Genomic DNA, 21,577 nt, shown 5'->3' on the forward strand with positions numbered 1-21,577 from the left:
CGCCGCGCCGCGTCCGCCTCGGCGGCCTCGACCTGCGCCTCCGCGGCGGCGACGTCCCCGAGGCGGCCCAGGGTGACGGTGAACGCGTCGAGGGTGCGGCCCAGGTCCGTGGCAAGCGTGCCGACATGCGCGGCGAGCTCGTCCGCCCGCAGTCGGGCCAACGCCACCGGCCGGTGCGTCAGTTCGTTCCCCGCCGGGCCCGCCGCCCGCGCTCCCCGCGTCGCGGGAACCGCCGGCTGGCCCCGGCCCGTACCGCCGCCACTGCCGCCCGGACCGTCGGCGGCAGTCGAGGCGGCGAGCTCCCGGCGGCGCCGGTAGGCCGACAGCCGGGTGTGCGCCGGGTCGTCGCAGTACGCCGGCGGCCGTCCCGGCCCCTCCGCCGGCGCGCACGGCCGTCCGCACCCCGGATACCCGCACAGGGCGACGTCGAGGTCGACCCGCGCGTGCGGCACCACGGCCGCCAGCGCCGCCCCGCTGACCGGGTCATCCGCGTCACCCGCGGCGAGCGCGTAAGCCCCGCCGTCCGCGCCGACCACACCGGTCGTTGGCAGCTCCTCGCCGGCCCCGGTGTCCACCCTCGTCCTCGCCACGCCCGCCCGCCCCTCCGCCACGCCATTACGTTTCGTTCAGAACGTAGCAGAGACGAAACGCAACGACGTAACGAAACGCTTCCAGTCGTGCGACGAAACTTCTAACGCTCGATAAGCTTCACTTCTCACGCGTCAGAATCCGGGGGGGGGGAGGGAGACCGGGACAAACCGTGGGAGGCTACGCCACGTTCATGATCGGTTCGGCGGCTTCTCGGGCCGGCCGGGTGGGGTACCAGCGGGCAAAGTCGGTGGCGAGGTCGTCGTTGAGGACGTGGGTGCGGACCTGCAGGAGTAGGTGGGCGCCGAACAGGGAGCGCAGCACGATCGTGCGGCTGTCCTTGTGCCGGTACGGCCGGCCGCAGCCTGTGCAGCGCGGCCGTTCGGCCTTTGCCTCCTCTCCTCGGGAGGACCCCGACCTATGCCATGGACTGCTCTCGACCGACTCAGTCGAACGTCAGCACGATCTTGTCGCGAGTCTCGCCCGCTTCGAGCAGTCGGTGGGCTTCGGCGGCCTTCGTGATGGGCAACGAACGGCGCTGCTTGAGTTGGAGAGCGCCGCTCGCAAGCAGCGGCATGGTCACGGGGAGCGCGTCAGGCGCACGATCGGGCCCGGGATGTGACATCAGTGCACCGACGCGTGCTACTTCGGGACCGCCGACGAGAGTGACGACCCGCGAGGCGTCGCCAGTGGCCGCCACCGCCTCGGCCAATCCACCGCGGCCGGCGGCGTCGATGACGGCGTCCACCCGATCGGTGGTCGCGCCGACCCTGTCGAAGACCCCGTCACCGTAGGCGACGAACTCGCCGCCGAGTTCGCGGACGAGGCCCGCATCCCGCTGCGCCGTGGCGCCGATCGCCCGTATTCCCCACGCACGCGCGAGCTGCAGGATGATCGTCCCAACCGATCCGGCGGCACCCAGCACGACGATGGTCTCGCCGTTCTTCGCGTGGACCTCGCGCAGGGTGCCGACCGCCGCCTCGGCGGATGCCGGCAGAGCGGCCGCGGCATCCCAGCTCACCTCGGCCGGCTTCGCGAACCAGACGGGTGTCGCGACGAGTTCGCCGTACCCGCCCTGCCGCGGCAGATATGCGGCAACCTCATCGCCAAGGGCCACGCCGCTCACTGCCTCGCCGAGCTGCTCGACGACGCCGGCCGCCTCGAAACCGAGCACGTCGCCCGGTCCCTGGGGGAAGACCGCTGTCAGGTGGCCGGCCCGGATGTGCAGGTCGGTGGGCCCGACGCCCGCAGCCTTCACCCGGATGAGTACCTCGCCCCGCGCCGGACTCGGCGTGTCGACTTCGCGCCATTTCAGCGCTTCGGGGGAACCAAATTCCGTGATCACCATTGCGTTCGACATGTCATTCTTCCTTCTCGGTCATTTCGTGTACCCGTCGGCATGCGGCCGGTGGGTCTCCGAGGTGAGCCCGGTCCACCGGTTCAGGTGGTGAGCAGGCCGAGTTGCTGGAAAGCGGTCGCGGTCGCCTGGAGGGTCTCGATGTTCGAGCGCGGCCGCCAGCCGAGCCGTGTGCCTGCCTTCTCGCTGGAGACGCGACGGACCTTGCCGAGCTCGCCGACCATGCCGGCCATTCCGGGGTCGGTCTTGGCCGCCTCCCGCACGGTGTCGTCGTCGAGCAGGGGGAGTGCGGCGTCCGGGAGACCGGCGGCCTCCCGCAGGATCTTCGCCATCTCCGTGAAGGGGATGGGTTCCCCGGACGAGGCGAGGAAACGTTCTCCCGCGGCAGCCGGGTCGGTCATCGCTCGCAGATGGAGGTCGGCGACATCGCGCACGTCGACGACGGTCGTGAACAGGCGGGGAACCGCGGTCATCGCAGTGATCATCTGGCGTGCGAGACCGGTGGATGCCGAGAGGTCCGGGACCAGCGGAGGGCCGAAGATGCCCACCGGGTTGACCACCACGAGTTCGAGGCCACCGCCCTCGGAGGCGATAAAGTCCCAGGCAGCGCGTTCGGCCACGGCCTTGGAGCGGATGTAGGCGCTCAGCGGCGCGTCGATGTTGGTCCAGTCCTCTTCGGTGAAGGCACGCTCCCTCGGCGGGTGGCCGTATCCGACCGCGGCGAACGAGGACGTCATCACGACACGCGCGACACCGGCGTCGCGTGCGGCTCGAAGCACCCGCAGCGCCCCGTCGCGTGCCGGGACGATGACCTCGTCATCGCTCTCAGGCATCGCGGGTGGGAACGGCGAGGCGACGTGCAGCACGAACCGGGCGCCCTGGACCGCCCGCGCCCACCCGTCGTCCGCGGACAGCTCCGCGACGACGAGTTCGAGAGGGGAGTCCTCCGCCAGCCCGGCCGTTGCGAGCCCGCCGCGGATCTCGCCCTCGCGTTCAAGCGTCCGCACACTGGCGCGGACGGCGTATCCGGCGCGCAGGAGCGCGGCGATCGTGTGGACTCCGAGGTACCCAGTGCCGCCGGTGACGAGTACCCTTTCCCCGCTCAGGACGCCACCGCCATGAGTGCGACGCCGCCCCGGGCCGGCACCGCCGGGAATGTCCGACGGATGCTGATGATCGTCATCTTGTTTCACCTGTCGTGATTCCCAGGGAGCGGTTGGCCCCACCGTCTCGGAGCGTCGGCATGAGCTCGCGGACGGTCTCGACTGCCCGACGCTCGGCCTCCCGGTCGCCCTCGGCGCGTGACCTCCACAGCACCGCCTTCGCGACCGCGTAGGTCCGTTGCCGCTCGATGGCCTCCCTCTGACGCAGCAGCTGAGCCGCATGGTCCTCGAACAGGCGCACCATGCGGTCGGCGTCCTCCCGGCCACCGGAAAGCCCGTCCCGGAAGGCCCGGATCTGCTGAAGATTCATGCCGGCCGAGCGCAGGCACGCCAGCGCCTCGACCAGCTCGACGACCGCCGCCGGGTATCGCCGATGCCCGCTGGAGGGATCCCGTGGAACCGGGTCGATCACTCCGATCTCTTCGTAGTAGCGCAGCGTCGGAGCTGGCAGGCCGCTCCGCGCGGACACCTCCTGAATGGTCGCGAAACTCTCCACGACCCCGTCCTCCTCCAGCGACATGAGGTCATCGTGAGGAACCTCAAGCGCTTGAAGTCAAGTTCTGGGACTGTCCCGCTGGGGTCGTCCTTCGACCTGGAGCAGGAACTGCGGGGACTCACGGCGGATGTAGGGCTCAAACGTGAGTGGGACCGCCACGCTGTGATCGCCTGCGTGACATTGCCGCCGGTCTGATCGCTGGCCGCCACCAGGATGTCGGGGCCACGCTCCCAGGTGCCGCTGACGAAGTACAGGCGAGGCCAGGGCCGGTTCCTCCATCGACGACGGGCATTCAGCCGGCCAGGGTGACATCGAGCCGGGTGACGGTCTGTTCGGGTGGGGTGGTGTCCGAGACCGGGACAAAGCGTGGGAGGTGGCGCAGCATTCATGATCGGACCGGCCCGAGTACGTGCGTCTCGCGACCGGGCCAACGCGTGACATGGGCGCGTACACGGCTTGCGTTACACCGTCGACCTGCGGAAACGCGCTTCGAATCTATGCGTCTCGTGAACGTTCGTTCGCGGACGCGATCAGAGCTCACCGTCTGGGCGGGTAGCGGTCCGAGCCCGCGACGGCACGGGGTGGAAGGTGTGTCGATGCGTGCACCTTCGAGGATTTCCGCTTCGGCCTCCGAGGTCGCCGCGATGATCGAGGGCGTGCTGCGGCACTGCACCGAGATGGTCGTGGACCGGCAGTACACCGACACCCACGGCGCCTCGATCGTCGGGTTCGCCTTCGCCCACATGCTCGACTTCAAGCTGATGCCGAGACTGAAGAACATCGGCTCCTCCCGGCTGTACCGGCCGGCCGCCAGGGAAGACGACAACTGGCCCACTCTGGCACCGGTGCTGTCCACCCGCACTATCGACTGGGAGCTGATCCGCCAGCAGTACGACCAGATCGTGAAGTACACCACCGCGCTGCGTCTGGGGACGGCGGAGGCTGAGCAGGTGCTGCGGCGCTTCACCCGCGGCGGTCCCAAGCACCCGACCTGCCGGGCGATCGAGGAGCTGGGGCGGGCGGTGCGTACGGCGTTCATCTGCGACTACCTCGCCGATGCCGAGATGCGACGGGAGATCCACGAGGGCTTGCAGGTGGTGGAGAACTGGAACAGCGCGGACAAGGACCTGTTCTACGGCAAGGACGGCGATCTGACCGGCAAGGACAAGGAGTCACAGGAGGTTTCCATGCTCGCCCTGCACCTCCTGCAGTCAGCCCTGGTCCACGTCAACACCCTGCTGCTTCAGCAGATCCTCGCCGACCCCGAGTGGGCCGAGCGCCTGACCGACGCCGACCGGCGGGCCCTGTCCCCGCTGCTCTGGACGCACATCAACCCCTACGGCCGCTTCGAGCTGGACATGAATCACCGGCTTGACCTCACGCCAGCGCTCGCGCTGCCGGGACCACGCACCCCGATGGAGGCGGAGGCGCCCGCACCGACGGCGGGCCATCCGGCCGGGTCGGCATCATGAGAGCCATGGACGACGCGCGTGAACTCCTCACCGAGGATGAGGTGAACGACCTCTTCGATGACGATCGTGACACCGGATGGGAGGACAACGAAGCCCACGACCGGCACCTACATACCGTCTAGACGCGTCCCACAGCGATGAAGACCGCGACCGCGAGGTAGATGACGTTGACCGCCACGAGCTTGTACTGGCCGAGGCGGCCGTGGGTGACCATCGCGCCGAGCATCAGAGCGATCCAGCAAGCGGCGGTCACCGGGACCATGACCGGTGCTATACCGAGCGCCTTGGGCAGGACCAGGCCGACCGCGGCGAGGAGTTCGAGGGCTCCTAGGGCTCTGATGGCGTTGGCACCGAATCCCGTGGTCCATTCGGCGCCGTGGATGGTGGCGAGCTTCGCCTTCAGGATGAAGGACTTCGTGAGGCCGCCAGTGAGCGCGACCAGGGCGAGCAGGCCGGCGGCGATCCAGAGTGCGATGTTCATGACTCCTCCTTCGATGCAGTCGTTGATGCCGGCCCGGGGGGTGACCCCGGGCCGGGCGGTGGTCGGCGTGCTGGTCAGTTGGCCATGCCAGCGAACTGACCGGGCTGGTAGGAGCCTCCGGGGTTGCGCACGATCACGTTGAGCCGGTTATTGGCGTTGATCATGGCGATCAGGGAGACCAGCGCGGCGATCTGGTCGTCGTCGTAGTGCTCGCGCACCTTGGCCCAGGTCTCGTCCGACACCGCCTTGTGGGCGTCGGCGATCCGGGTGCCCTCCTCGGTGAGCGCCAGCGCCGCACGTTCGGCGTCGGTGAACACCGTGGACTCGCGCCAGGCGGCGACCAGGCTGAGGCGGACCGCGGTCTCGCCCGCGGCCGTGGCGTCCTTGGCGTGGTAGTCGACGCAGAAGCCGCAGCCGTTGATCTGGCTGGCGCGCAGCATCACCAGGTTCTGGGTGGCCTGGGGCAGCGGCGAGTCGACGATCGCTAGGGCGACGTTGTAGATCCGCTTGGCGATCTTGGCGCCGAGGTCGTTGGCCAGCAGATCGAATCGGGGTTCCATGGTGTTTGTCCTTGCCTCGTGGGTCTGGGTACCGCGCGGATCCTTCACGCGGCGTATTGCGAATCGCGGACACCGACCGCCGGCTAGCCGAGGCGGCCGGGCTCGTAGTCGCCGCCGCGCTGCCGGACGATGACGCTCATGCGGTTGGTCGCGTTGATCAGGGCGATGAGCATCACCAGATCGGCCAGCTGGTCCTGGTCGTAGTGCTTGGCGGCGTCGGTCCAGGCCTCGTCGCCGACGCCGCCGGCCGCGTCGGCGACGCGGGTGCCCTGCTCGGTCAGCGCCAGCGCCGCGCGTTCGGCGTCGGTGAACACCGTGGACTCGTGCCAGGCAGCGACCAGGTGGATGCGGGTGGCGCTCTCTCCGGCGGCCGCGGCGTTCTTGGCCCACACGTCGGTGGCGTAGCCGTCCCCGTTGATCTGGCTGGCCCGCAGCAGCACCAGCTTCTGCAGCGCGGCGGGCAGAGTCGAGTCCTGGAGGATCGTCTTGCTCGCGGTGCCGAAGTGGCCGGCGGCCCTGGCCGCGGGCGCGTCCGGGTTGCCGAACAGGCTCAAACGAGCGGTCATGGTGTGCTCCGTGTGCGTCGTCGTCAGGCGGAGGTCGAACAGGAGATGCCGGTGGCCCCAGCGGCGTGACACCGACGCTTATGTGACCTATGTCACCGAAGCCGAATGTCACGGAGCCGGCGGGACCGGCATCCTGTGTGCGGCACGAGGAAGATCCAGAACGGGTGGGAGCCGGGATGAGCGAGCGCAGTGACGGGTCCATGCAGAGGACCGAACCGACCACCGGCGGCAACCGCGTGGATCACGCCACCGAGACCTTCGTCGCCCACCGGAACCTCTTGTTCACCGTCGCCTACGAGATGCTCGGCTCGGCGGCTGACGCCGAGGACGTCCTGCAGGAGACCTGGATGCGGTGGATGGATGTCGATCAAGGCGTCGTGCGCGATCCGCGCGCGTATCTGACCCGAGTCACCACCCGGCAGGCACTGATGCGGCTGCGTTCGCTTCGCCGGCGCAAGGAGACCTACGTCGGCCCCTGGCTGCCCGAGCCACTGCTGACCGCGCCCGATGTGGCCGAGGACGTCGAACTGGCCGAGGGCGTCTCGATGGCGATGCTGTTGGTGATGGAGACGCTGACGCCCACCGAGCGCGCGGTGTTCGTGCTGCGGGAGGTGTTCGGCCTGGACTACGACGAGATCGCCGAGGCCGTCGACAAGACCCCGGTCACGGTCCGGCAGATCGCGCACCGGGCGCGCAACCATGTCACCGCGCGGCGCCCGCGCACATCTGTCTCCCAGGCCGAGAACCGCGCCGCTCTGCTGGCGTTCCGACGCGCAGTCGAAACCGGCGACCTGCAGGGCCTGCTCGACCAACTCGCCCCAGACGTCGTCTTCCTGAGCGATGGCGGCGGAGTCGTCCAGGCCGCGCTGGAGCCCGTCGTCGGCGCCGATCCGGTCGCAGCCCTGCTGGCAGCGGGGCTGGGCAGGATCGCAGGCACCGCAGCGGTGCAGTCGGCGCAGATCAATGGCCACCCGGCACTGATCATGCGGATCGGCGGCCAGGTCGAGGGCGTCCTAGCGGTGCGGACCGAGGACGGCCTGATCACCGGGCTGTACTTCGTGCGCAACCCCGAGAAGTTGTCACGCCTGGAGCGGGAGACCTCCCTGCGCCGCTGAACCCGTACCCCGGGGAGCGGCCGGCGGGGAGCCTCACCGGCCCGAAATACAACGTGGTGAATGAGGGATTTGATGATCGACGTGATCGTGGTCGGCGCCGGACCGAGCGGCTTGATGCTGGCCGGCGAGCCGCGGCTGCACGGTGTGCAGGTGCTGGTGCTGGAGAGGGACGCGGAGCCGACCAGGCAGGTCCGTGCGCTCGGTCTGCACGTGCGCAGCATCGAGGTGATGGACCAACGCGGCCTGCTGGGACGGTTTCTCGCACACGGCAGGACGTACCCCCGATCGGTGGTCTGTTCGCCGGCATCCGAAAGCCGGCGCCGGAGCGGCTGGACACCGCGCATCCCTACATCCTCGGCATCCCGCAGACCGTCACCGAGCGCCTGCTGATCGACCACGCCACCGAACTCGGCGCCGAGATCCGGCGCGGCTGCGAACTGGTCGGGCTGAGCCAGGACGAGCACGGGGTGAACGCCGAGCTGGCCGACGGCACCCGGCTGCGCGCGCGTTACCTCGTCGGCTGTGACGGCGGCCGCAGCACGGTACGCAAGCTGCTCGGCATCGGCTTCCCTGGTGAGCCCGCCCAAATCGAGTGGCTGCTGGGCGAGATGGAGGTGGCCTTCCCGCAGGAGGCGCTCAACGCCGTGGCGGCCGAGTTGGGCACGGCGGGCCTGCGGTTTGGCCCTGCACCCCACGAGGACGGGGTGTTCCGCTTCGTCGTGCGCGCCAAGGAGGTGGCGGAGGACCGCAGGATCCCGCCGACTTTCGAGGAGTTCACCGGGCGGCTGCGGGAGGTCGCCGGCACCGACTTCGGGGTGCACTCACCGCGGTTCCTGTCCCGCTTCGGCGACGCAACGCGGCTGGCGGAGCGCTACCGGGTCGGCCGGGTGCTGCTGGCCGGCGACGCGGCGCACATCCACCCGCCACTGGGCGGGCAGGGCCTTAACCTCGGCATCCAGGATGCGTTCAACCTCGGCTGGAAGCTGGCCGCCGAGGTGGGCGGCTGGGCTCCGGAGGGGCTGCTGGACAGCTACCACGCCGAGCGGCGCCCAGTGGCCGCCGACGTGCTGGACGACACCCGCGCGCAGAGCGAACTGCTCTCCCCCGAGCCCGGGCCCCGGGCGGTGCGCGGGCTGCTGTCGGAACTGATGGACTTCGAGGAGGTCAACCGGTACCTGATCGAGAAGGTCACCGCGATCGGGGTCCGCTACGACTTCGGAGAGGGGCATGAACTGCTCGGTCGGCGGTTGCGGGACGTGGAGCTGAAGGGAGGGCGTCTCTTCGGGCTGATGCGTGGCGGCCGCGGGCTGCTGCTCGACCAGACCGGCCGGCTTTCGGTAGCGGCCTGGGCGGATCTGGTCGACCATGTCGTCGACGTCGGCGAGGAACTGGACGTGCCCGCCGTGCTGCTGCGTCCGGACGGCCACGTGGCGTGGGTCGGTGAAGACCAGCAGGATCTGCTCAGCCAGCTGCCGAAGTGGTTCGGCACTGCCGTCAGATGAGCACGCCGGCACTCGTGACAGGACGCGTTTCATAGGTGGCCGTGCCTGACCGAGCACATCCGCTGCTTCGGCGAGTACTCAACCCACGAACTCACCGCTACTGGCGGCAGCCCCTGCAGAACTGGATCGCCGAGTTCACGGCCGCCGGCTTCCTCCTCTGGCGGTGTCCGAGCCCATCTCGTCGGCGTGGGCCGCAGCGAACCCGGCCAGCACCCTCTGGCAGGTCCGGGTCGTCCAGAGCGGTGAGTGGAGCCTGTCGCGTAGGTCCCAGGATCTCGGAACGGAAGGCCACCGAAGCGCCGACAGATCCCTTGAGAGCATGGCGCGCGAGCCACCCTGACGGTCAAGGAGCGAGCGGTGCCCACCAACTTCCTGACCGAGGACCAGCGCAAGCGCTACGGCCGGTTCACCGGCATCCCCGACGAGGGCCAGCTCGCCGGGTCGTTCCTCCTCGACCAGACGGCGCGGCGGCGGGCCGCGACCGCGAAGGGCCCGCGCAACCGGCTCGGCTGGGCGATCCAGCTCGGGACATTGCGCTATTTGGGCACGTTCCTGGACGACCCGGCCGACGTGCCCGCCGTCGTCGTGGACTATGTCGCCGAACAGCTGGGTCTGCCGCCAGCGGCCCTCGCCGGCTATGGCACGGCTGAGCACCGCTGGGACCACCAGGAGCAGATCCGCGAGGCGTACGGCTACCGGAAGTTCGACTTCGACCAGTGGTTCTCCCTGGCCCGCTGGATGTACCAGCGGGCATGGATCGGCTCCGAACGGCCGACCCTGCTGTTCGACCTGGCCACGAAACGGCTGCTGGATCACCAGGTGCTGCTGCCCGGGGTGACCACGCTGGAGCGCCTGGTCTCGGGAATCCGCGAGCGTGCCGAGAAGCGCTTATGGGCGACGCTGGCGGCTGCGCCCACCGCGCCGCAGGCGCAGCGGCTGCAGCAGCTGGTCGTCGTCCCCGGCGGGCGGCGGATCTCGGAGCTCGACCGACTGCGGCGCTCCCCGCGCGACATCTCTCCGCGCGGCGTGGTCAAGGCCCTGGAGCGGTACGACGCGCTGAAGACGTTCGGCGGGCCGACCTGGGACCTGTCCGCGATCCCGCCCGGTCGCATCCAGGCGCTGGTGCGCTTCGCCAGGGCCGCCCGCGCCCAGGCCGTCGCCGAACTCGGCGGCCACCGGCGCCTCGCCACCCTGGTCGCGTTCGCCGCGGTGATGCCGCAAGTCGCAGCCGACGAGGCGATCGAGGTCTTCGACCTCGTGATGGGCGACGTGATCCGCGACTCGGCGACGAAGATGACCAAGAAACGGCTGCGTTCCCTCAAGGACCTCGACGCCGCCGCCCTCCTGCTGCGGCAGGCCTGGCTCGCGGTGACCACCACGGCCGCCGACCCCGAGGGCGACATCCGGGCGATGCTCGCCGCCATGGACGTCGCGCCGGTCCACGCGGCCGCCGACATCGTCAAGGAACTCGCCCAGGAGCCCGACGACGGCTTCGAGCAGATGCTCGAAGCCCGGTACAACACCATCGCCAAGTTCCTGCCCGACCTACTGCGGCATCTGGACTTCCACGCCGGGCCCGACGGGCAGGACGTCCTGGACGCCGTCACCTTCGTCACGTCCCTCAAGGGCCGGCGCCGGCCCATCCAGAGCGGCGAAGCCCCCACCACGTTCCTGTCCGCCGCCTGGCTGCGCAGGGTCTTCCCACCCAAGCCGGCCCCGGTAGGCATCGCGGACAAGCGCGCCTACGTCGTCGCCCCCGCCGAGGCCCTGCGCACCAGCCTGCACCGCCACGAGATCTACGTCCCGGGCCTGCGCCGGTGGGGCGACCCCAACGCGCGGCTGCTGAGCGACGACACCTGGATGGCCGCCAGGCCCCGGGTCTGCGAGGAACTCGACCTGGCCACCGACGCCGACGCCACGCTGGCCGGCTGGGTCGATCGGCTGGACCGCTCCCACCGCGAGCTCGTCGACGGCCTGGCGGCCAACCCCGCCGTGCGGATCGAGCGCCAGGACGGCCGCGACCGCATCATCCTCACCGGCCTCGACCGCCTGGAGGTCCCGCCGTCCCTGGACGAGCTCAACCGGCAGGTCGACGCCCGCCTGCCCTCCGTCGACCTGCCCGAGATGGTGCTGGAGGTCAACTCCTGGGTGCCCTACCTGGCCGAGTTCACCCACGTCTCCGAGGCCGAGTCCCGGATGGACGACCTGGAGCTGTCGGTCGCCGCCGTGCTCACCGCGGAGGCCACTAACGTCGGCATGGAACCGATCGTCCACGACGGCATCGCCGTGCTTAGCCGCGACCGGCTGTTCTGGGTCGAGCAGAACTACATACGCTCCCAGACCCTCAGCCGGGCCAACGCCCGCCTCGTCGCCTTCCACACGCTCCTGCCGCTCGTCCAGGCGTGGGGCGGCGGGGAGCTGGCCTCCGCCGACGGCCTGCGGTTCCTCACCCCGGTCCGCACCCTCAACTCCGGCCCCAACCCGAAGTACTTCGGCACCCGCCGCCACGGAGCCACGTTCTACAACTTCCTGTCCGACCAGTTCAGCGGCCTGCACGGCATCCTGATCCCCGGCACCCAGCGCGACTCGTTCTACATCCTCGACGGGCTGCTGGAACAGGAGACCGCCCTGCGGCCGGTCGAGGTCACCTCGGACACCCACGGCGCCTCAGAGATGACCTTCGGCCTGTTCCGCCTCCTGGGCTACCAGTTCTCCCCGCGCCTGGCCGACGCCGGCAGCGCGACCCTCTACCGCGCCGACCCTGGCGCTGACTACGGCCCCCTCAACCCGCTGACCCGTGACCGGATCAACCTCGGGCAGATCGCGGCCAACTGGGACGACGTCCTGCGCGTCGCCGGCTCCCTGCACTCCGGCACGATCAAGGCATCCGAGGTGCTGCGCGTGCTGGCACCCGGCGGCAAGCCCACCCCCACCGGCAAGGCGATCATGGAGATCGGCCGGCTCGACCGCAGCGCCTACCTGTCCACCTACTTCGCCGACGAGTTGCTCCGGCGGCGCGTGAACACCCAGCTCAACCGGCAGGAGTCCCGCCACAACCTCGCCCGCAAGATCTTCCACGGGCAGAAGGGCGAGCTACGACAGTCCTACCGCGAAGGACAGGAAGACCAGCTCGGCGCACTGGGACTGATCCTCAACATCGTCGTCCTGTGGAACACGGTCTACTTCCAGCAGATCATCGACGAGATGCGCGCCGAGGGCACCCACGTCCGCAACGAGGACATCGCCCGCCTCTCGCCCCTGAAGTTCGCCCACATTAACTTCCACGGCCGCTACAGCTTCGCGCTGCCCGCCGAGGTCGTAGGCGGCCAGCTCCGGTCCACCCGCAAACCCGCCGACGCCACCGCCTCGGACTAAGAAGACCCGGCCGGCTCGCCCGCCGCACGAGCGAGCCGGTAGCGGACCTTCTCGTGCGACAGACCCACCAAACCGCCGATCTGACGTAGCCCCCACCCCTCCGCCCTCGCCGCCGCCATCCCGCTGTCCAACGCCGTGTCTGTCACCTCGTCCAGCGCCCGCCGCAGCTCAACAACCAATCGCAACCGGATCGCGGGCGCCAGATCGTCCAGGCCGGCACAGAACCGCGCCACATCCGCCTTCAGGAAACCGACCGTCGGGTCATCGCTCACCTACGACACCCTGGCGGACCCGGCCTCGGTCGTCAAAAACTTTGACAGCAACACCGGTTTTCCCTTCCGTTCCTACCGGGTGCCCGGGAGGGGCGCGTGCTGGCCGATGGGACGAGGGGCGGCTCGCTGTCCCGTCTCGCTGAAGCTGCTTTTGTCTCAGAGCCTGTCCTGAATCTTGAAGGGCTATCAGCTCGCCGTGTTCGGTTGCTCGCGGGCCGTCCAGCGTTCGACGGGCTTGCCGCGGACGAGGCGGCGGGCCATGGTGCGGATCATGGCCCAGCGGATGAAGGCGACCGAGCTTGCCGGGTCTCGTTCGTAGTCGCGGGCGAGGCGGCGGTGCGCGGTGAGCCAGGCCAGGGTGCGCTCGACGACCCATCGTTTCGGGAGGGCGGTGAAGCCTTTCTGTCCGTCTTTCTTGCGGACGACCTCGACGGTGGTCTTGAGAATGTCGGTGGCCCAGGTGACGAACTTGCCGGCGAAGCCGCCGTCGGCGAACAGGTGCCGACACGTCGGGGTGGTGAAGTAGTGGTCGAGCAGGAGTTGGCGAGCGCCGTCGCGGTCCTGGCGGCTGGCGGGCAGCACGAGTACCCCCAGCAGCAGGCCCAACGTGTCGACGACGATGAACCGCTTGCGGCCGTTGACCTTCTTGCCCGCGTCGTAGCCACGGCTGGGGTGGGTGACGGTCTGGGCGCCCTTCACGGACTGGGAGTCGATCACCCCGGCGGTCGGCCGCGGCCGGCGGCCCTCGGCCTGGCGCAACTGGTCGCGCAGCCCGTCGTGGACCCGGATGACGACGCCCTTGCGTTTCCACCGGTCGAAGAAGCCGTAGACCGTCTTCCAGGGTGGGAAGTCCGCCGGCAGCGCCCGCCACACGATCCCGTTGTGGGCCACGTACAGGATCGCGTCCACGATGTCGCGCCGGTCATGGCTCTCGGGCCGGCCGTCCTTCGGAACCGGCGGCAACAGCGGCGCCACGTACGCCCACTCCTCATCCGACATATCCGAGGGATAGCGGCGAGATCGTCCCATGTCCCGACCGTGACCAGCCCGTCCCAGCCGTTCACGCCACCACACCGCGAAGATCGGGAACGGGCCACGGCCAGCCCACAACATCAAGATTCAGGACAGGCTCTCAGTGAGGTTGTGTCGGTCTGCTCTCGTGTCTCACTGAATCTGCTTCGTCCGTGCGTCCTGCGCGTCGTCGAGCCTGGATAGCCCGAGGCGCACCGCAGTGGCCGCCTCGTCGAGTTCGCCGCGTTCGCGCATGCGCCAGTCGGCGTCGATGCGGAAGCTGTCACCGGCGAAACGCGGGAACACGTGCAGGTGGACGTGGAAGATCTCCTGGAAGGCGGCCGCGCCGTCCGCGAGGAACAGGTTCACGCCCTCGCACCGCAGGTCCGAGTGGCGCAGCGCCCGCCCGAGGCGGTGCGCGACCTGCCACATCCAGGCGCCTGCCTTGTCGTCCAGGTCCGCCAACCCCACGGCGTGCGCCTTCGGCACGACCAGCAGATGACCCGGCGTCACCGGCTGGAGGACCATGAACGCCAGCATGGCGTCGTCCTCGTAGACAACGCTCGACTCAGCCTCACCGCGGACAATCGCACAGAACACGCACAGGTCATTGGTCACGTGGGCCATGACACCATGAGGGCGATCACTCGGCCTCCGAAATTCCCGCCCGGCGCGAGTCCTCCAGACGCAGACGGGGCGGGGCCAGTCCGCCAGACGGTGGCCGCCCGCTTGCCGGCCGTCTCAGCGAATCCGCTTCGATCAGGGCGTTGTCGCGAAGGGTGACTGGCGAGACTCAGACTCAGACCATTCAAGATCTAAGCCGCATCCGCTGGGCCGAGTGCTCAGAAGGGGGTGTTGGCGAGCCAGGCGGTCCACAGCTCTTGATCCCCGACGATCTCCAAGCGGTGGTCGTCGTCGGGGAGACGGCGCAGCAGCGTGAGCAGCAGGTCGGCCGCGGTACCGCGGACCGCGGCGTCGCCCTTGCCGTGACCGTGGTCCCAGCTGATCCCGTCCGGACCGCCGCGAACCGTCCACTCCCCGTCGGGGCCCAGGCCGTCGTCGGTCGCGTGCAGGTGAATCGTGGCGCCTTCGCGAAGGGCCGTGGCGCCGGGGCGAGCGGCGAGGAGGCCGAGCCATTCGGAGAGCCCGTCCGCCGCGAGCGCCGGCTCGACCGTGTACCCCGTTCCCAGCGCGAGCGCGGCGTCGATGCGGTGGACGACCGCCTCGTACAGCCGCCGCCGGACCCACCACCGGGCGGGCTGCGGGCCGGTGAACGTCCACACGGGTATGTCTGGATCCACAGCGACCGCGTCGATCAGCACCGCCGGGCTCTCGCGCAGCCACGCCAGCGCGCCGTCGTGGTCGGCCGGTGGCTTGCCGCCCGCGACCGTGCGCGGGTCGATCGCGTCAACGGCCCGCGTCTGGACGATCTCCGCAGCCCAGCGATGAAAGCGCCCGACGTGGCGCATCAACTGGGCCAGGTTCCAGCCCGGGCAGGTCGGAACCGGCGTGTCCAGGTCGGCCTCGCCGAGCAGATCGGCTAACAGATGGTTCTGCTCCACCAGAGCGGCAGCATGGTCCACACCTGGCACCGTACGCTGACCGGGCACCCAAACTCCACGCCGCGGTCAGCGGACCTCGGCAGCCTCACCACGGCCCCCCACCAAGATCTCGACCACGTTCGCCGTCGTCCAGGCGATCTTGTGGCGGCCGGGTGGAGGAGGACGGCGTGACCGTCATCGGCCGCTTCGAGATCGGCTCCAATCCGGCCAGGTCGCCGCTCTGACGGGCGAAAGGCGACCTCGCGCCGGGACGGCCGTTTCGCGCCGAGGTGTCGCGGGGGCCCTGAAGCATGTGCCCAGGCCCCGCGCTTGCGCACCTGGCGTGGACCGCAAACCGGACGTCGGATGTTGGCCGTCCGCGCCTGGACGCGCCCGCCGGAGTAGGGCCCCGGCTTCGGCTTTGTTGCCCTGGCCCGCTACGTACGAGCGCTCGCCTGCCGCTGTCGAGCCCGTACTGGAAGGGTTGACGTTGCCGTATTCCGCGGCGGAGGAGGCATGTGATCATGGTTGCCGGGCAGCGCCCGTTCGCCGTCCGATTCGGCTGGGGCGGCGAGGACCTGGCGGCACTGGCGCCGGCGAGCGACCTGGTCGTGATCGTCGACGTGCTGCGGTTCACGACGGCGGTGAGCGTCGCTGTCAGCCGCGGCGCGGTGGTGCTGCCCTATCGGTGGCGTGACGCCACCGCCGCCCAGTTCGCCGCGCAACGCCGCGCGGTCCTCGCCGGCCGGAGAGGAGACCCACTCGCTGCCTGGTCGCTGTCACCCACCGACCTCGCCCGCATCCCGGCGGGAACCCGCCTGGTCCTGCCCTCCCCGAACGGCGCCACGCTGTCGGCCGTCGCCAGCGCGTACGGCGCCGCACCGATCGCCGGCTGCCTGCGCAACGCCGCGGTGGTCGGTGCCCTGCTCGCCCACAACGTCGCCGCCGGCCGCGCCGCCGCGGTGATCGCGGCGGGAGAACGCTGGCCGGACCCGTCGGGAACCGTGCACGCCGGCCCACTGCGACCCGCCGTCGAGGACCTCCTCGGCGCCGGCGCGGTCATCGCCCGCACCGCCGAGGCCGGCTCCCTCACCCGGACCCAGCTCTCCCCGGAAGCCCGCGCCGCCCGGGCGGTGTTCGAGGCGGCAGCACCTGTCCTGCACGACGAACTACGCAGCTGCGTCTCTGGGCGGGAACTGCTGGAACTCGGCTGGGACGACGACATCGAGGCCGCCTCCCAGCTCGATGCCGACACCGCGGTGCCCCTCCTACGCGACGGCGCCTTCACAGCCCTCGCCGGGCCCGCCCTCCAGCCGAGTCGTGGCAGATGAGCGCCCCTATGGACACTGCCTTCCGACACGCATCGACGGCGCCTCGCCGGACCACGGCGTCTATGGGCGCGCTCATCTGCCACGACTCGTGTGTGGGGGTTAGACGGCGCGAGCAGGAGCGGCCCTCCGGGGCTTCCCGCCCGTGCGGGAGGCGCGGATTCGTCCGTCAGCGGCACGTACAGCCGCGCACAGCCGGCCACAGAAAGTGACAACCTGGCGGATGGCCGTCTGGACCGGGCGTGGCCGAGCCCGTTCTCGACGACGACCTGCGTGGCGGCGTGGTGTCTCGCCTGAAGGCGCGGGGCATGAAGGATGGATAGCCATGGGCGAGTATGCGAGGGCCGGTGGGCTGCGCACCTACTACGAGGTTCAGGGCGCCGGCGACCCGGTGGTACTTCTGCACGGCGGCGGCGTCGGTGCCGAGAGCTGGGCTTGCCAGACCCCGGCGCTCGCGGAGCGGTACCGGGTATACGTCCCGGAGCGCCGTGGCCACGGCCATACGCCAGACGTCGAAGGGGCGTTCACCACGGAGGCGATGGCCGGCGACACCATCGCTTTCCTGGAGAGCCTGCACATCGGGCCGGCGCGTCTGGTCGGCTGGAGTGACGGCGCGTTGGTCGGTGTGCGGGTTGCTCTACGCCGCCCCGACCTCGTGCGCAAGCTTGTGCTGATCGGCCAGTACCTGACCCGTGACGGTGCCACGGCGGCCGCGAAGGCCTTCATCGAGACTCCCGCCGTGTCGCTGGCCGAGATTTTCGGGCCGAGCTACGCGCTGACGTCCCCGGACGGCCCGGACCATCTCCCGGTGTTTCTCGACAAGCTCTCGGCCATGTGGCGGGGAGAACCGGACATCGAACTGGCCGCGCTCGGCGACCTGGCCATGCCCGTCCTCGTGCTTCAGGGGGACGACGACGCGGTGCGGATCGAGCACAGCCTGGCCGTCGCCCGTGCACTGCCCGACGCGCAGCTCGCCGTCGTCCCCTGCGCCTCGCACGCCCTTCCGGTGGAACGGCCCGCGCTGCTGAACCAGATACTCATGGACTTCCTTGCCGACGAGCAGCCGGCGAAATTCATGCCGCTCGGTGCCCTCGCTGATGGGTGACGGGGAGCGGCGCGCTGCTGGATGTCACCGGCCGGCCTGAGCGACTCCCCTCGCCTTCGGTTGCTCAGGCGAAATCACGTGGCGGGCTTGCCGAACCAGCGGGAGAGGTGGTCGTCCAGGTCCCGTTGGTCGTCGCCGATCCAGGCGACGTGGCCGTCGGGGCGTAGCAGGAGGCACGGAACATCCAGTACCGCGGTGGGATCCGCGAGGTAGTCGACCCGGTCTGACCAGCCGCCGATGGTCAGGCGTTCGGTGCGATCCAGCAGCAGGCCGCGGCCGCGATGCAGCAGACCGTAGAGGTGGCCCTGTTTGACGTCGATGTCGCGCAGGCGGCGGCCGAGCAGGTCGGGGCCTTCGCCGAAGTCGTAGCGGATGCCGATCGCGGTGATCTTCTCGAGCAGATAGCGGTTCACCTCGTCGAAGTCCATCAGTTCGGTGAGGAGCCTGCGCACGGCCTGCGGGCCCGGTTCGGTGGACAGCAGTTCCATCTGGGCGCGGGTGTTGTCCAGCACGTCCTCGGCGACCGGATGACGTTCGGCCTGGTAGGTGTCCAGCAGTTTTTCCGGCGCCCAGCCGCGGATCTGTGCGGCCAGTTTCCAGCCGAGGTTGAATGCGTCCTGAACGCCCAGGTTGAGGCCCTGTCCGCCGATGGGCGGATGGATGTGCGCCGCATCGCCGGCCAGCAGCACCCGTCCGACCCGATAACGTTCAACCAGCCGGGTGGCATCCCCGAAGCGGGACAACCAGCGCGGGGAGTGCACGCCGAAATCGGTTCCGGCGATGGTGCGCAACTGCTGTTTGAAATCCTCGATGGTGGGCGGTTCCGTGCGATCGCCGACTCCCGCGCCGGGGACTACGACGCGATAGACCCCTTCACCGAAGGGTCCGAGGCTGAGTGCCTTGTTGGTCTCGCGGATTTTCGCCACCTTGGCGGTGATCTCCTCCTGCGGCACACCCACCTGCATCTCGCCCATCAGCGTCGCGGTCCGCGAGGGCTCGCCGGGGAAGCCGACGCCGAGCAGTTTGCGCACCGTACTGCGCGCACCGTCACAGCCGACGAGATAGCGCGAACGCAGCTGTTCCCCGTCGGCCAGCTCGATGGTCACACCCTCGTCGTCCTGCTCGAAGCCGGCCACCGCGCAACCATGCCGGACCTGCGCACCCAGTTCGATCGCATGCTCTTCGAGCAGGTGAACGATGACCGGCTGCGGGATGCCCAGCAGATAGGCGTACGCAGAATCCAGGCCCTCGGGCACGGGTTTGGTGATGGCGGCGAAGAAACCGGCGGCCGGACGCTGTCTTCCGCGTTCGAGAATGCGTTCCAGCAGTCCGCGCATTGCCATCATCTCGATACTGCGAATATGCAGCCCGACTATGCGGACGAACGACGCGGGCTCGGTTTCCTTCTCCAGGACGAGTACCCGCACATCGTGCAGCCGCAGTTCGGCGGCCAGCATGGCGCCAGTCGGCCCGCACCCGGCAATGATCACGTCGAACTGGAGAGGCGCGCGTTCGGCACCGGAGGCCGGCGACCAGAGTCCGGGGACGTCGCTGATGGTGGGGTCGCGCTCGACCGTGTCGTTCGGCGACGGCGCGGCGGTGAACTGCAGAGAGTGCATAGGTGTTGCCTTCCCGGGAGTGCCCTGTTGGCGAGGCGCTCCCGGCGACACCTATGTCAATCGCCCGACCGTGACGGGAAGGGGGAGCACCCACATCGATACAGCGTTCATGGGTCTCACCTCCTCGGGCGGTGTCGCGGCCAGTCGCAAGCTACAAGCCCGAGCATCATCCCGTCCAGTCCTTTCCCACAGCTGCTTGGACGATGCGGGAGCTGGGCTTTCGGCCGTTCAGGCAGCGGCCGGGGAAGCCGTGCGCAGTGGACGGAGCGCCTGCGCCCACGCCAGCAGTTCGTCGACCAGGCCGTGCAGCTGCGCTGCCTGCGGCTCCTGCGGCCGGAAGTCGGCGAAGTTCACGAAGTCCTCGCGCAGCGACAGCGCCACCTGCGGCCCGATGTCCGCCATCCGCAGCTGGCCCGCCTGCGCGCGCAGCTTCTGTACCGCCATGACCGCGCCGAAGATGCCGTAGCCGACATAGCCGACGGCCTTGCCGCCCCACTCGGCGTAGAGGTAGTCGATGGCGTTGGTCAGGGCGGCGGGTGGGGCGGTGTTGTACTCGGGCGTGACGACGATGTAGGCGTCGTACGAGCCGATCCGCTCGGCCCATCGCCGGGTGTGCGGCTGCCGGCCCGGCGCCATGCGCGCCGGGATGGCCTCGTCGAGCAGCGGCAGCTCGTAGTCCTTCAGGTCCACGAGCTCGAAGTCCGCGGCGTCGCCCGCGTGTTCGGCCGCCAGGTCCCGTACCCACCGGGCTACCTTGTCGCCGCTGCGACCAGGGCGGGTGCTGCCGATGATGATGCCAGTCCTGATCATGTCTGCTTCTCCTGTTTCGTTTGGGCGCGCTGAATCTGCCGTTGCCTGGTTCCTGGTTGGCCCGGCAGGTTGTCGCCGCCGGCCGCCGCGCCCGGCCCGCTTGGTCTGGGGCGCGGTCGGCTCGTGCGGTCAGTCTGTGAGCGGACGAGCCTGGCTCGCCTCGCGGAAGACCGCCCAGGCATCCGCGACGGGCCCCACGTGCCCGAGCTTGTCGGGGTTGATCACCGTACGGATCGTCTGGATCTGCCCGTCGAGGATGTCGAGCGTCATGGTGCTGAGGACCTTGCCGTCCCGGTCACGGAAGATCGCGCCCGGCTGTCCGTTCACCTCACGCGACTCCACGACGCCGCCGATCCGCAGCAGCGGTGGGGCAAGCATGGCGAGCACCTGGGCCACGGCCTCGCCATGGAAGCCGGGCTTCCACTGCGGGGCCTTGCCACCACCGTCACCGATCATGAACACATCGGCGGCGAGGAGTTTCCGCAGCCCGTCGACGTCCCCTACCCGGAAGGCGTCGAAGAACCGTTCGGCGAGTTCCTCGCGTTCCTTCCGGTCGGCCTCGAAGCGGGGTCGGCCCGCGTCCATGTGGCGGCGTGCCCGCACGGCGAGCTGGCGGCACGCCGCCTCCGACCGTTCGATGGCCGCCGCGACCTCGGGGAAGCCGAAGGCGAACACCTCCCGCAGCACGAAGACCGCGCGTTCGAGCGGGCTGAGCCGTTCGAGGAGAACCAGGGCCGCCATCGACACCGAGTCGGCCAGTTCCGCCGAGCGCTCGGGGTCCTGGTAGGGGTCGGTCAGCAGCGGCTCGGGGAACCACGGCCCGACGTACTCCTCCCGCCGGACGCGGGCCGAGCGCAGCACGTCGATCGAGATCCGGGTCACCACGGCCGAGAGGAACGCCTTGGTCGACGTGGGCTGCGCCGGGGAGGTCTCGTAACGCAGCCAGGTCTCCTGGACCGCGTCCTCGGCCTCGCTGACGCTGCCGGTGATCCGGTAGGAGATCGAGAACAGCAGCGGCCGTAGCTCCTCGAACTCCTCGGTCCTGGTCATGCCAGCTCCTGGCCGTCCCGGGACCCCGCTTTCACCTGCCCCGAACACCCGCACGTCCATCACCTGCCCGCTCCCGAAGTCCGTCTCCGATGCCCGAGACGAGACAGCCCAGCTGCCTGTGACATGAGCTGATCTCTGGCTTGATGGGGAGATCGCCGCGGTGTGC

21 protein-coding genes and 1 pseudogene are annotated in these 21,577 nt (G+C 69.8%); 7 read left to right on the forward strand and 15 right to left on the reverse strand.

All coding sequences use genetic code 11. From position 1 onward, the window contains the following. From FRCN3DRAFT_RS55165 to FRCN3DRAFT_RS45170, 5 genes and pseudogenes are all read right to left on the reverse strand, one after another. A pseudogene (locus tag FRCN3DRAFT_RS55165) lies at nucleotides 1–611 on the reverse strand (hypothetical protein); the annotation flags it as partial. A 157-nt stretch (nucleotides 612–768) separates the two neighbouring features. Continuing rightward, on the reverse strand, nucleotides 769–912 hold the full coding sequence (locus tag FRCN3DRAFT_RS54165; protein ID WP_007517832.1) for a hypothetical protein: 144 nt from the start codon (nucleotides 910–912) through the stop codon (nucleotides 769–771). 121 nt (nucleotides 913–1,033) lie between these two features. Beyond that, nucleotides 1,034–1,948: an NADP-dependent oxidoreductase gene (locus FRCN3DRAFT_RS0218740; protein WP_007517830.1), complete on the reverse strand. Its 915-nt coding sequence runs from the start codon at nucleotides 1,946–1,948 to the stop codon at nucleotides 1,034–1,036. 80 nt (nucleotides 1,949–2,028) lie between these two features. Then, nucleotides 2,029–3,138 (reverse strand): NAD-dependent epimerase/dehydratase family protein, encoded by a 1,110-nt coding sequence (locus FRCN3DRAFT_RS0218745; protein ID WP_007517827.1) that lies wholly within the window; start codon nucleotides 3,136–3,138, stop codon nucleotides 2,029–2,031. Beyond that, nucleotides 3,125–3,628 (reverse strand): MerR family transcriptional regulator, encoded by a 504-nt coding sequence (locus FRCN3DRAFT_RS45170; protein ID WP_007517826.1) that lies wholly within the window; start codon nucleotides 3,626–3,628, stop codon nucleotides 3,125–3,127. Before FRCN3DRAFT_RS45170 ends, FRCN3DRAFT_RS0218745 begins: the two co-directional genes overlap by 14 nt. Before the next feature lie 572 nt (nucleotides 3,629–4,200). Between FRCN3DRAFT_RS45170 and FRCN3DRAFT_RS0218760 the strand changes: the two genes are divergently transcribed. Beyond that, nucleotides 4,201–5,076 carry a Tn3 family transposase gene (locus FRCN3DRAFT_RS0218760; RefSeq protein ID WP_157845232.1) on the forward strand — a complete coding sequence of 292 codons (876 nt, stop codon included), beginning with the start codon at nucleotides 4,201–4,203 and terminating at the stop codon, nucleotides 5,074–5,076. Nucleotides 5,077–5,194: 118 nt separating this feature from the next. Here FRCN3DRAFT_RS0218760 and FRCN3DRAFT_RS0218770 read toward each other — a convergent pair whose 3' ends face one another. From FRCN3DRAFT_RS0218770 to FRCN3DRAFT_RS0218780, 3 genes are all read right to left on the reverse strand, one after another. Then, complete coding sequence (locus tag FRCN3DRAFT_RS0218770; RefSeq protein WP_007517820.1) at nucleotides 5,195–5,557, reverse strand: DoxX family protein; 363 nt, start codon at nucleotides 5,555–5,557, stop codon at nucleotides 5,195–5,197. 74 nt (nucleotides 5,558–5,631) lie between these two features. Further along, the gene (locus FRCN3DRAFT_RS0218775) at nucleotides 5,632–6,117 is read right to left on the reverse strand and encodes a carboxymuconolactone decarboxylase family protein (protein WP_007517818.1); all 486 of its coding nucleotides are present in this window, start codon (nucleotides 6,115–6,117) and stop codon (nucleotides 5,632–5,634) included. A gap of 83 nt (nucleotides 6,118–6,200) precedes the next feature. Beyond that, nucleotides 6,201–6,683 (reverse strand): carboxymuconolactone decarboxylase family protein, encoded by a 483-nt coding sequence (locus FRCN3DRAFT_RS0218780; protein ID WP_007517816.1) that lies wholly within the window; start codon nucleotides 6,681–6,683, stop codon nucleotides 6,201–6,203. 176 nt (nucleotides 6,684–6,859) lie between these two features. Between FRCN3DRAFT_RS0218780 and FRCN3DRAFT_RS0218785 the strand changes: the two genes are divergently transcribed. From FRCN3DRAFT_RS0218785 to FRCN3DRAFT_RS0218795, 4 genes are all read left to right on the forward strand, one after another. Continuing rightward, nucleotides 6,860–7,798, forward strand: coding sequence for an RNA polymerase sigma-70 factor (locus FRCN3DRAFT_RS0218785; RefSeq protein WP_007517814.1), 939 nt, complete (start codon nucleotides 6,860–6,862; stop codon nucleotides 7,796–7,798). A gap of 60 nt (nucleotides 7,799–7,858) precedes the next feature. Beyond that, nucleotides 7,859–8,188, forward strand: a complete 330-nt coding sequence (locus FRCN3DRAFT_RS58200; RefSeq protein ID WP_269799858.1) for an FAD-dependent monooxygenase — start codon at nucleotides 7,859–7,861, stop codon at nucleotides 8,186–8,188. Further along, entirely contained in the window at nucleotides 8,158–9,300 is a 1,143-nt protein-coding gene (locus FRCN3DRAFT_RS45175; RefSeq protein ID WP_269799859.1) for an FAD-dependent monooxygenase, read from the forward strand. The genes FRCN3DRAFT_RS58200 and FRCN3DRAFT_RS45175 overlap by 31 nt, the downstream gene beginning before the upstream one ends. 357 nt (nucleotides 9,301–9,657) lie before the next feature. Further along, on the forward strand, nucleotides 9,658–12,675 hold the full coding sequence (locus tag FRCN3DRAFT_RS0218795; protein WP_007517809.1) for a Tn3 family transposase: 3,018 nt from the start codon (nucleotides 9,658–9,660) through the stop codon (nucleotides 12,673–12,675). Here the strand turns inward: FRCN3DRAFT_RS0218795 and FRCN3DRAFT_RS0218800 are convergent. The 4 genes from FRCN3DRAFT_RS0218800 to FRCN3DRAFT_RS0218815 all read right to left on the reverse strand — a co-directional run bounded on the left by FRCN3DRAFT_RS0218800 (nucleotide 12,672) and on the right by FRCN3DRAFT_RS0218815 (nucleotide 15,541). Next, complete coding sequence (locus FRCN3DRAFT_RS0218800; protein ID WP_007517808.1) at nucleotides 12,672–12,947, reverse strand: hypothetical protein; 276 nt, start codon at nucleotides 12,945–12,947, stop codon at nucleotides 12,672–12,674. The genes FRCN3DRAFT_RS0218795 and FRCN3DRAFT_RS0218800 overlap by 4 nt on opposite strands. Before the next feature lie 186 nt (nucleotides 12,948–13,133). Beyond that, entirely contained in the window at nucleotides 13,134–13,976 is an 843-nt protein-coding gene (locus FRCN3DRAFT_RS0218805) for an IS5 family transposase (RefSeq protein ID WP_027140517.1), read from the reverse strand. 135 nt (nucleotides 13,977–14,111) lie between these two features. Continuing rightward, a complete protein-coding gene (locus FRCN3DRAFT_RS0218810) occupies nucleotides 14,112–14,585 on the reverse strand; it encodes an HIT family protein (RefSeq protein WP_007517806.1) in 474 nt (157 codons plus the stop codon). Between the two features lie 215 nt (nucleotides 14,586–14,800). Further along, nucleotides 14,801–15,541 carry a maleylpyruvate isomerase family mycothiol-dependent enzyme gene (locus FRCN3DRAFT_RS0218815; protein WP_027140739.1) on the reverse strand — a complete coding sequence of 247 codons (741 nt, stop codon included), beginning with the start codon at nucleotides 15,539–15,541 and terminating at the stop codon, nucleotides 14,801–14,803. Between the two features lie 482 nt (nucleotides 15,542–16,023). On the opposite strand from FRCN3DRAFT_RS0218815, the gene FRCN3DRAFT_RS0218820 reads away from it, so the two are divergent. After that, nucleotides 16,024–16,830 carry a 2-phosphosulfolactate phosphatase gene (locus tag FRCN3DRAFT_RS0218820; RefSeq protein WP_007517802.1) on the forward strand — a complete coding sequence of 269 codons (807 nt, stop codon included), beginning with the start codon at nucleotides 16,024–16,026 and terminating at the stop codon, nucleotides 16,828–16,830. Between the two features lie 322 nt (nucleotides 16,831–17,152). Continuing rightward, nucleotides 17,153–17,932, forward strand: coding sequence for an alpha/beta fold hydrolase (locus FRCN3DRAFT_RS0218825; protein ID WP_007517801.1), 780 nt, complete (start codon nucleotides 17,153–17,155; stop codon nucleotides 17,930–17,932). A gap of 74 nt (nucleotides 17,933–18,006) precedes the next feature. Here FRCN3DRAFT_RS0218825 and rox read toward each other — a convergent pair whose 3' ends face one another. The 3 genes from rox to FRCN3DRAFT_RS0218840 form a co-directional block, all read right to left on the reverse strand. Continuing rightward, nucleotides 18,007–19,551 (reverse strand): rifampin monooxygenase, encoded by a 1,545-nt coding sequence (gene rox / locus FRCN3DRAFT_RS0218830; RefSeq protein ID WP_007517799.1) that lies wholly within the window; start codon nucleotides 19,549–19,551, stop codon nucleotides 18,007–18,009. A 228-nt stretch (nucleotides 19,552–19,779) separates the two neighbouring features. Next, on the reverse strand, nucleotides 19,780–20,361 hold the full coding sequence (locus FRCN3DRAFT_RS0218835; RefSeq protein ID WP_007517797.1) for an NADPH-dependent FMN reductase: 582 nt from the start codon (nucleotides 20,359–20,361) through the stop codon (nucleotides 19,780–19,782). Between the two features lie 129 nt (nucleotides 20,362–20,490). After that, nucleotides 20,491–21,411, reverse strand: coding sequence for an RNA polymerase sigma-70 factor (locus FRCN3DRAFT_RS0218840; protein ID WP_007517795.1), 921 nt, complete (start codon nucleotides 21,409–21,411; stop codon nucleotides 20,491–20,493). Between the last annotated feature and the right edge of the window lie 166 nt (nucleotides 21,412–21,577).

The sequence above is a fragment of the Pseudofrankia saprophytica genome, assembly GCF_000235425.2.
Taxonomy (GTDB): domain Bacteria; phylum Actinomycetota; class Actinomycetes; order Frankiales; family Frankiaceae; genus Pseudofrankia; species Pseudofrankia saprophytica.

Coding starts and splice junctions, on each gene's coding strand:
- FRCN3DRAFT_RS0218740 (WP_007517830.1), bottom strand. CDS start 1,948: ATGTCGAACGCAATGGTGATCACGGAATTTGGTTCCCCCGAAGCGCTG.
- FRCN3DRAFT_RS45170 (WP_007517826.1), bottom strand. CDS start 3,628: ATGTCGCTGGAGGAGGACGGGGTCGTGGAGAGTTTCGCGACCATTCAG.
- FRCN3DRAFT_RS0218760 (WP_157845232.1), top strand. CDS start 4,201: ATGCGTGCACCTTCGAGGATTTCCGCTTCGGCCTCCGAGGTCGCCGCG.
- FRCN3DRAFT_RS0218770 (WP_007517820.1), bottom strand. CDS start 5,557: ATGAACATCGCACTCTGGATCGCCGCCGGCCTGCTCGCCCTGGTCGCG.
- FRCN3DRAFT_RS0218775 (WP_007517818.1), bottom strand. CDS start 6,117: ATGGAACCCCGATTCGATCTGCTGGCCAACGACCTCGGCGCCAAGATC.
- FRCN3DRAFT_RS0218780 (WP_007517816.1), bottom strand. CDS start 6,683: ATGACCGCTCGTTTGAGCCTGTTCGGCAACCCGGACGCGCCCGCGGCC.
- FRCN3DRAFT_RS0218785 (WP_007517814.1), top strand. CDS start 6,860: ATGAGCGAGCGCAGTGACGGGTCCATGCAGAGGACCGAACCGACCACC.
- FRCN3DRAFT_RS58200 (WP_269799858.1), top strand. CDS start 7,859: ATGAGGGATTTGATGATCGACGTGATCGTGGTCGGCGCCGGACCGAGC.
- FRCN3DRAFT_RS0218805 (WP_027140517.1), bottom strand. CDS start 13,976: ATGGGACGATCTCGCCGCTATCCCTCGGATATGTCGGATGAGGAGTGG.
- FRCN3DRAFT_RS0218810 (WP_007517806.1), bottom strand. CDS start 14,585: ATGGCCCACGTGACCAATGACCTGTGCGTGTTCTGTGCGATTGTCCGC.
- FRCN3DRAFT_RS0218820 (WP_007517802.1), top strand. CDS start 16,024: ATGGTTGCCGGGCAGCGCCCGTTCGCCGTCCGATTCGGCTGGGGCGGC.
- FRCN3DRAFT_RS0218825 (WP_007517801.1), top strand. CDS start 17,153: ATGGGCGAGTATGCGAGGGCCGGTGGGCTGCGCACCTACTACGAGGTT.
- rox (WP_007517799.1), bottom strand. CDS start 19,551: ATGCACTCTCTGCAGTTCACCGCCGCGCCGTCGCCGAACGACACGGTC.
- FRCN3DRAFT_RS0218835 (WP_007517797.1), bottom strand. CDS start 20,361: ATGATCAGGACTGGCATCATCATCGGCAGCACCCGCCCTGGTCGCAGC.
- FRCN3DRAFT_RS0218840 (WP_007517795.1), bottom strand. CDS start 21,411: ATGACCAGGACCGAGGAGTTCGAGGAGCTACGGCCGCTGCTGTTCTCG.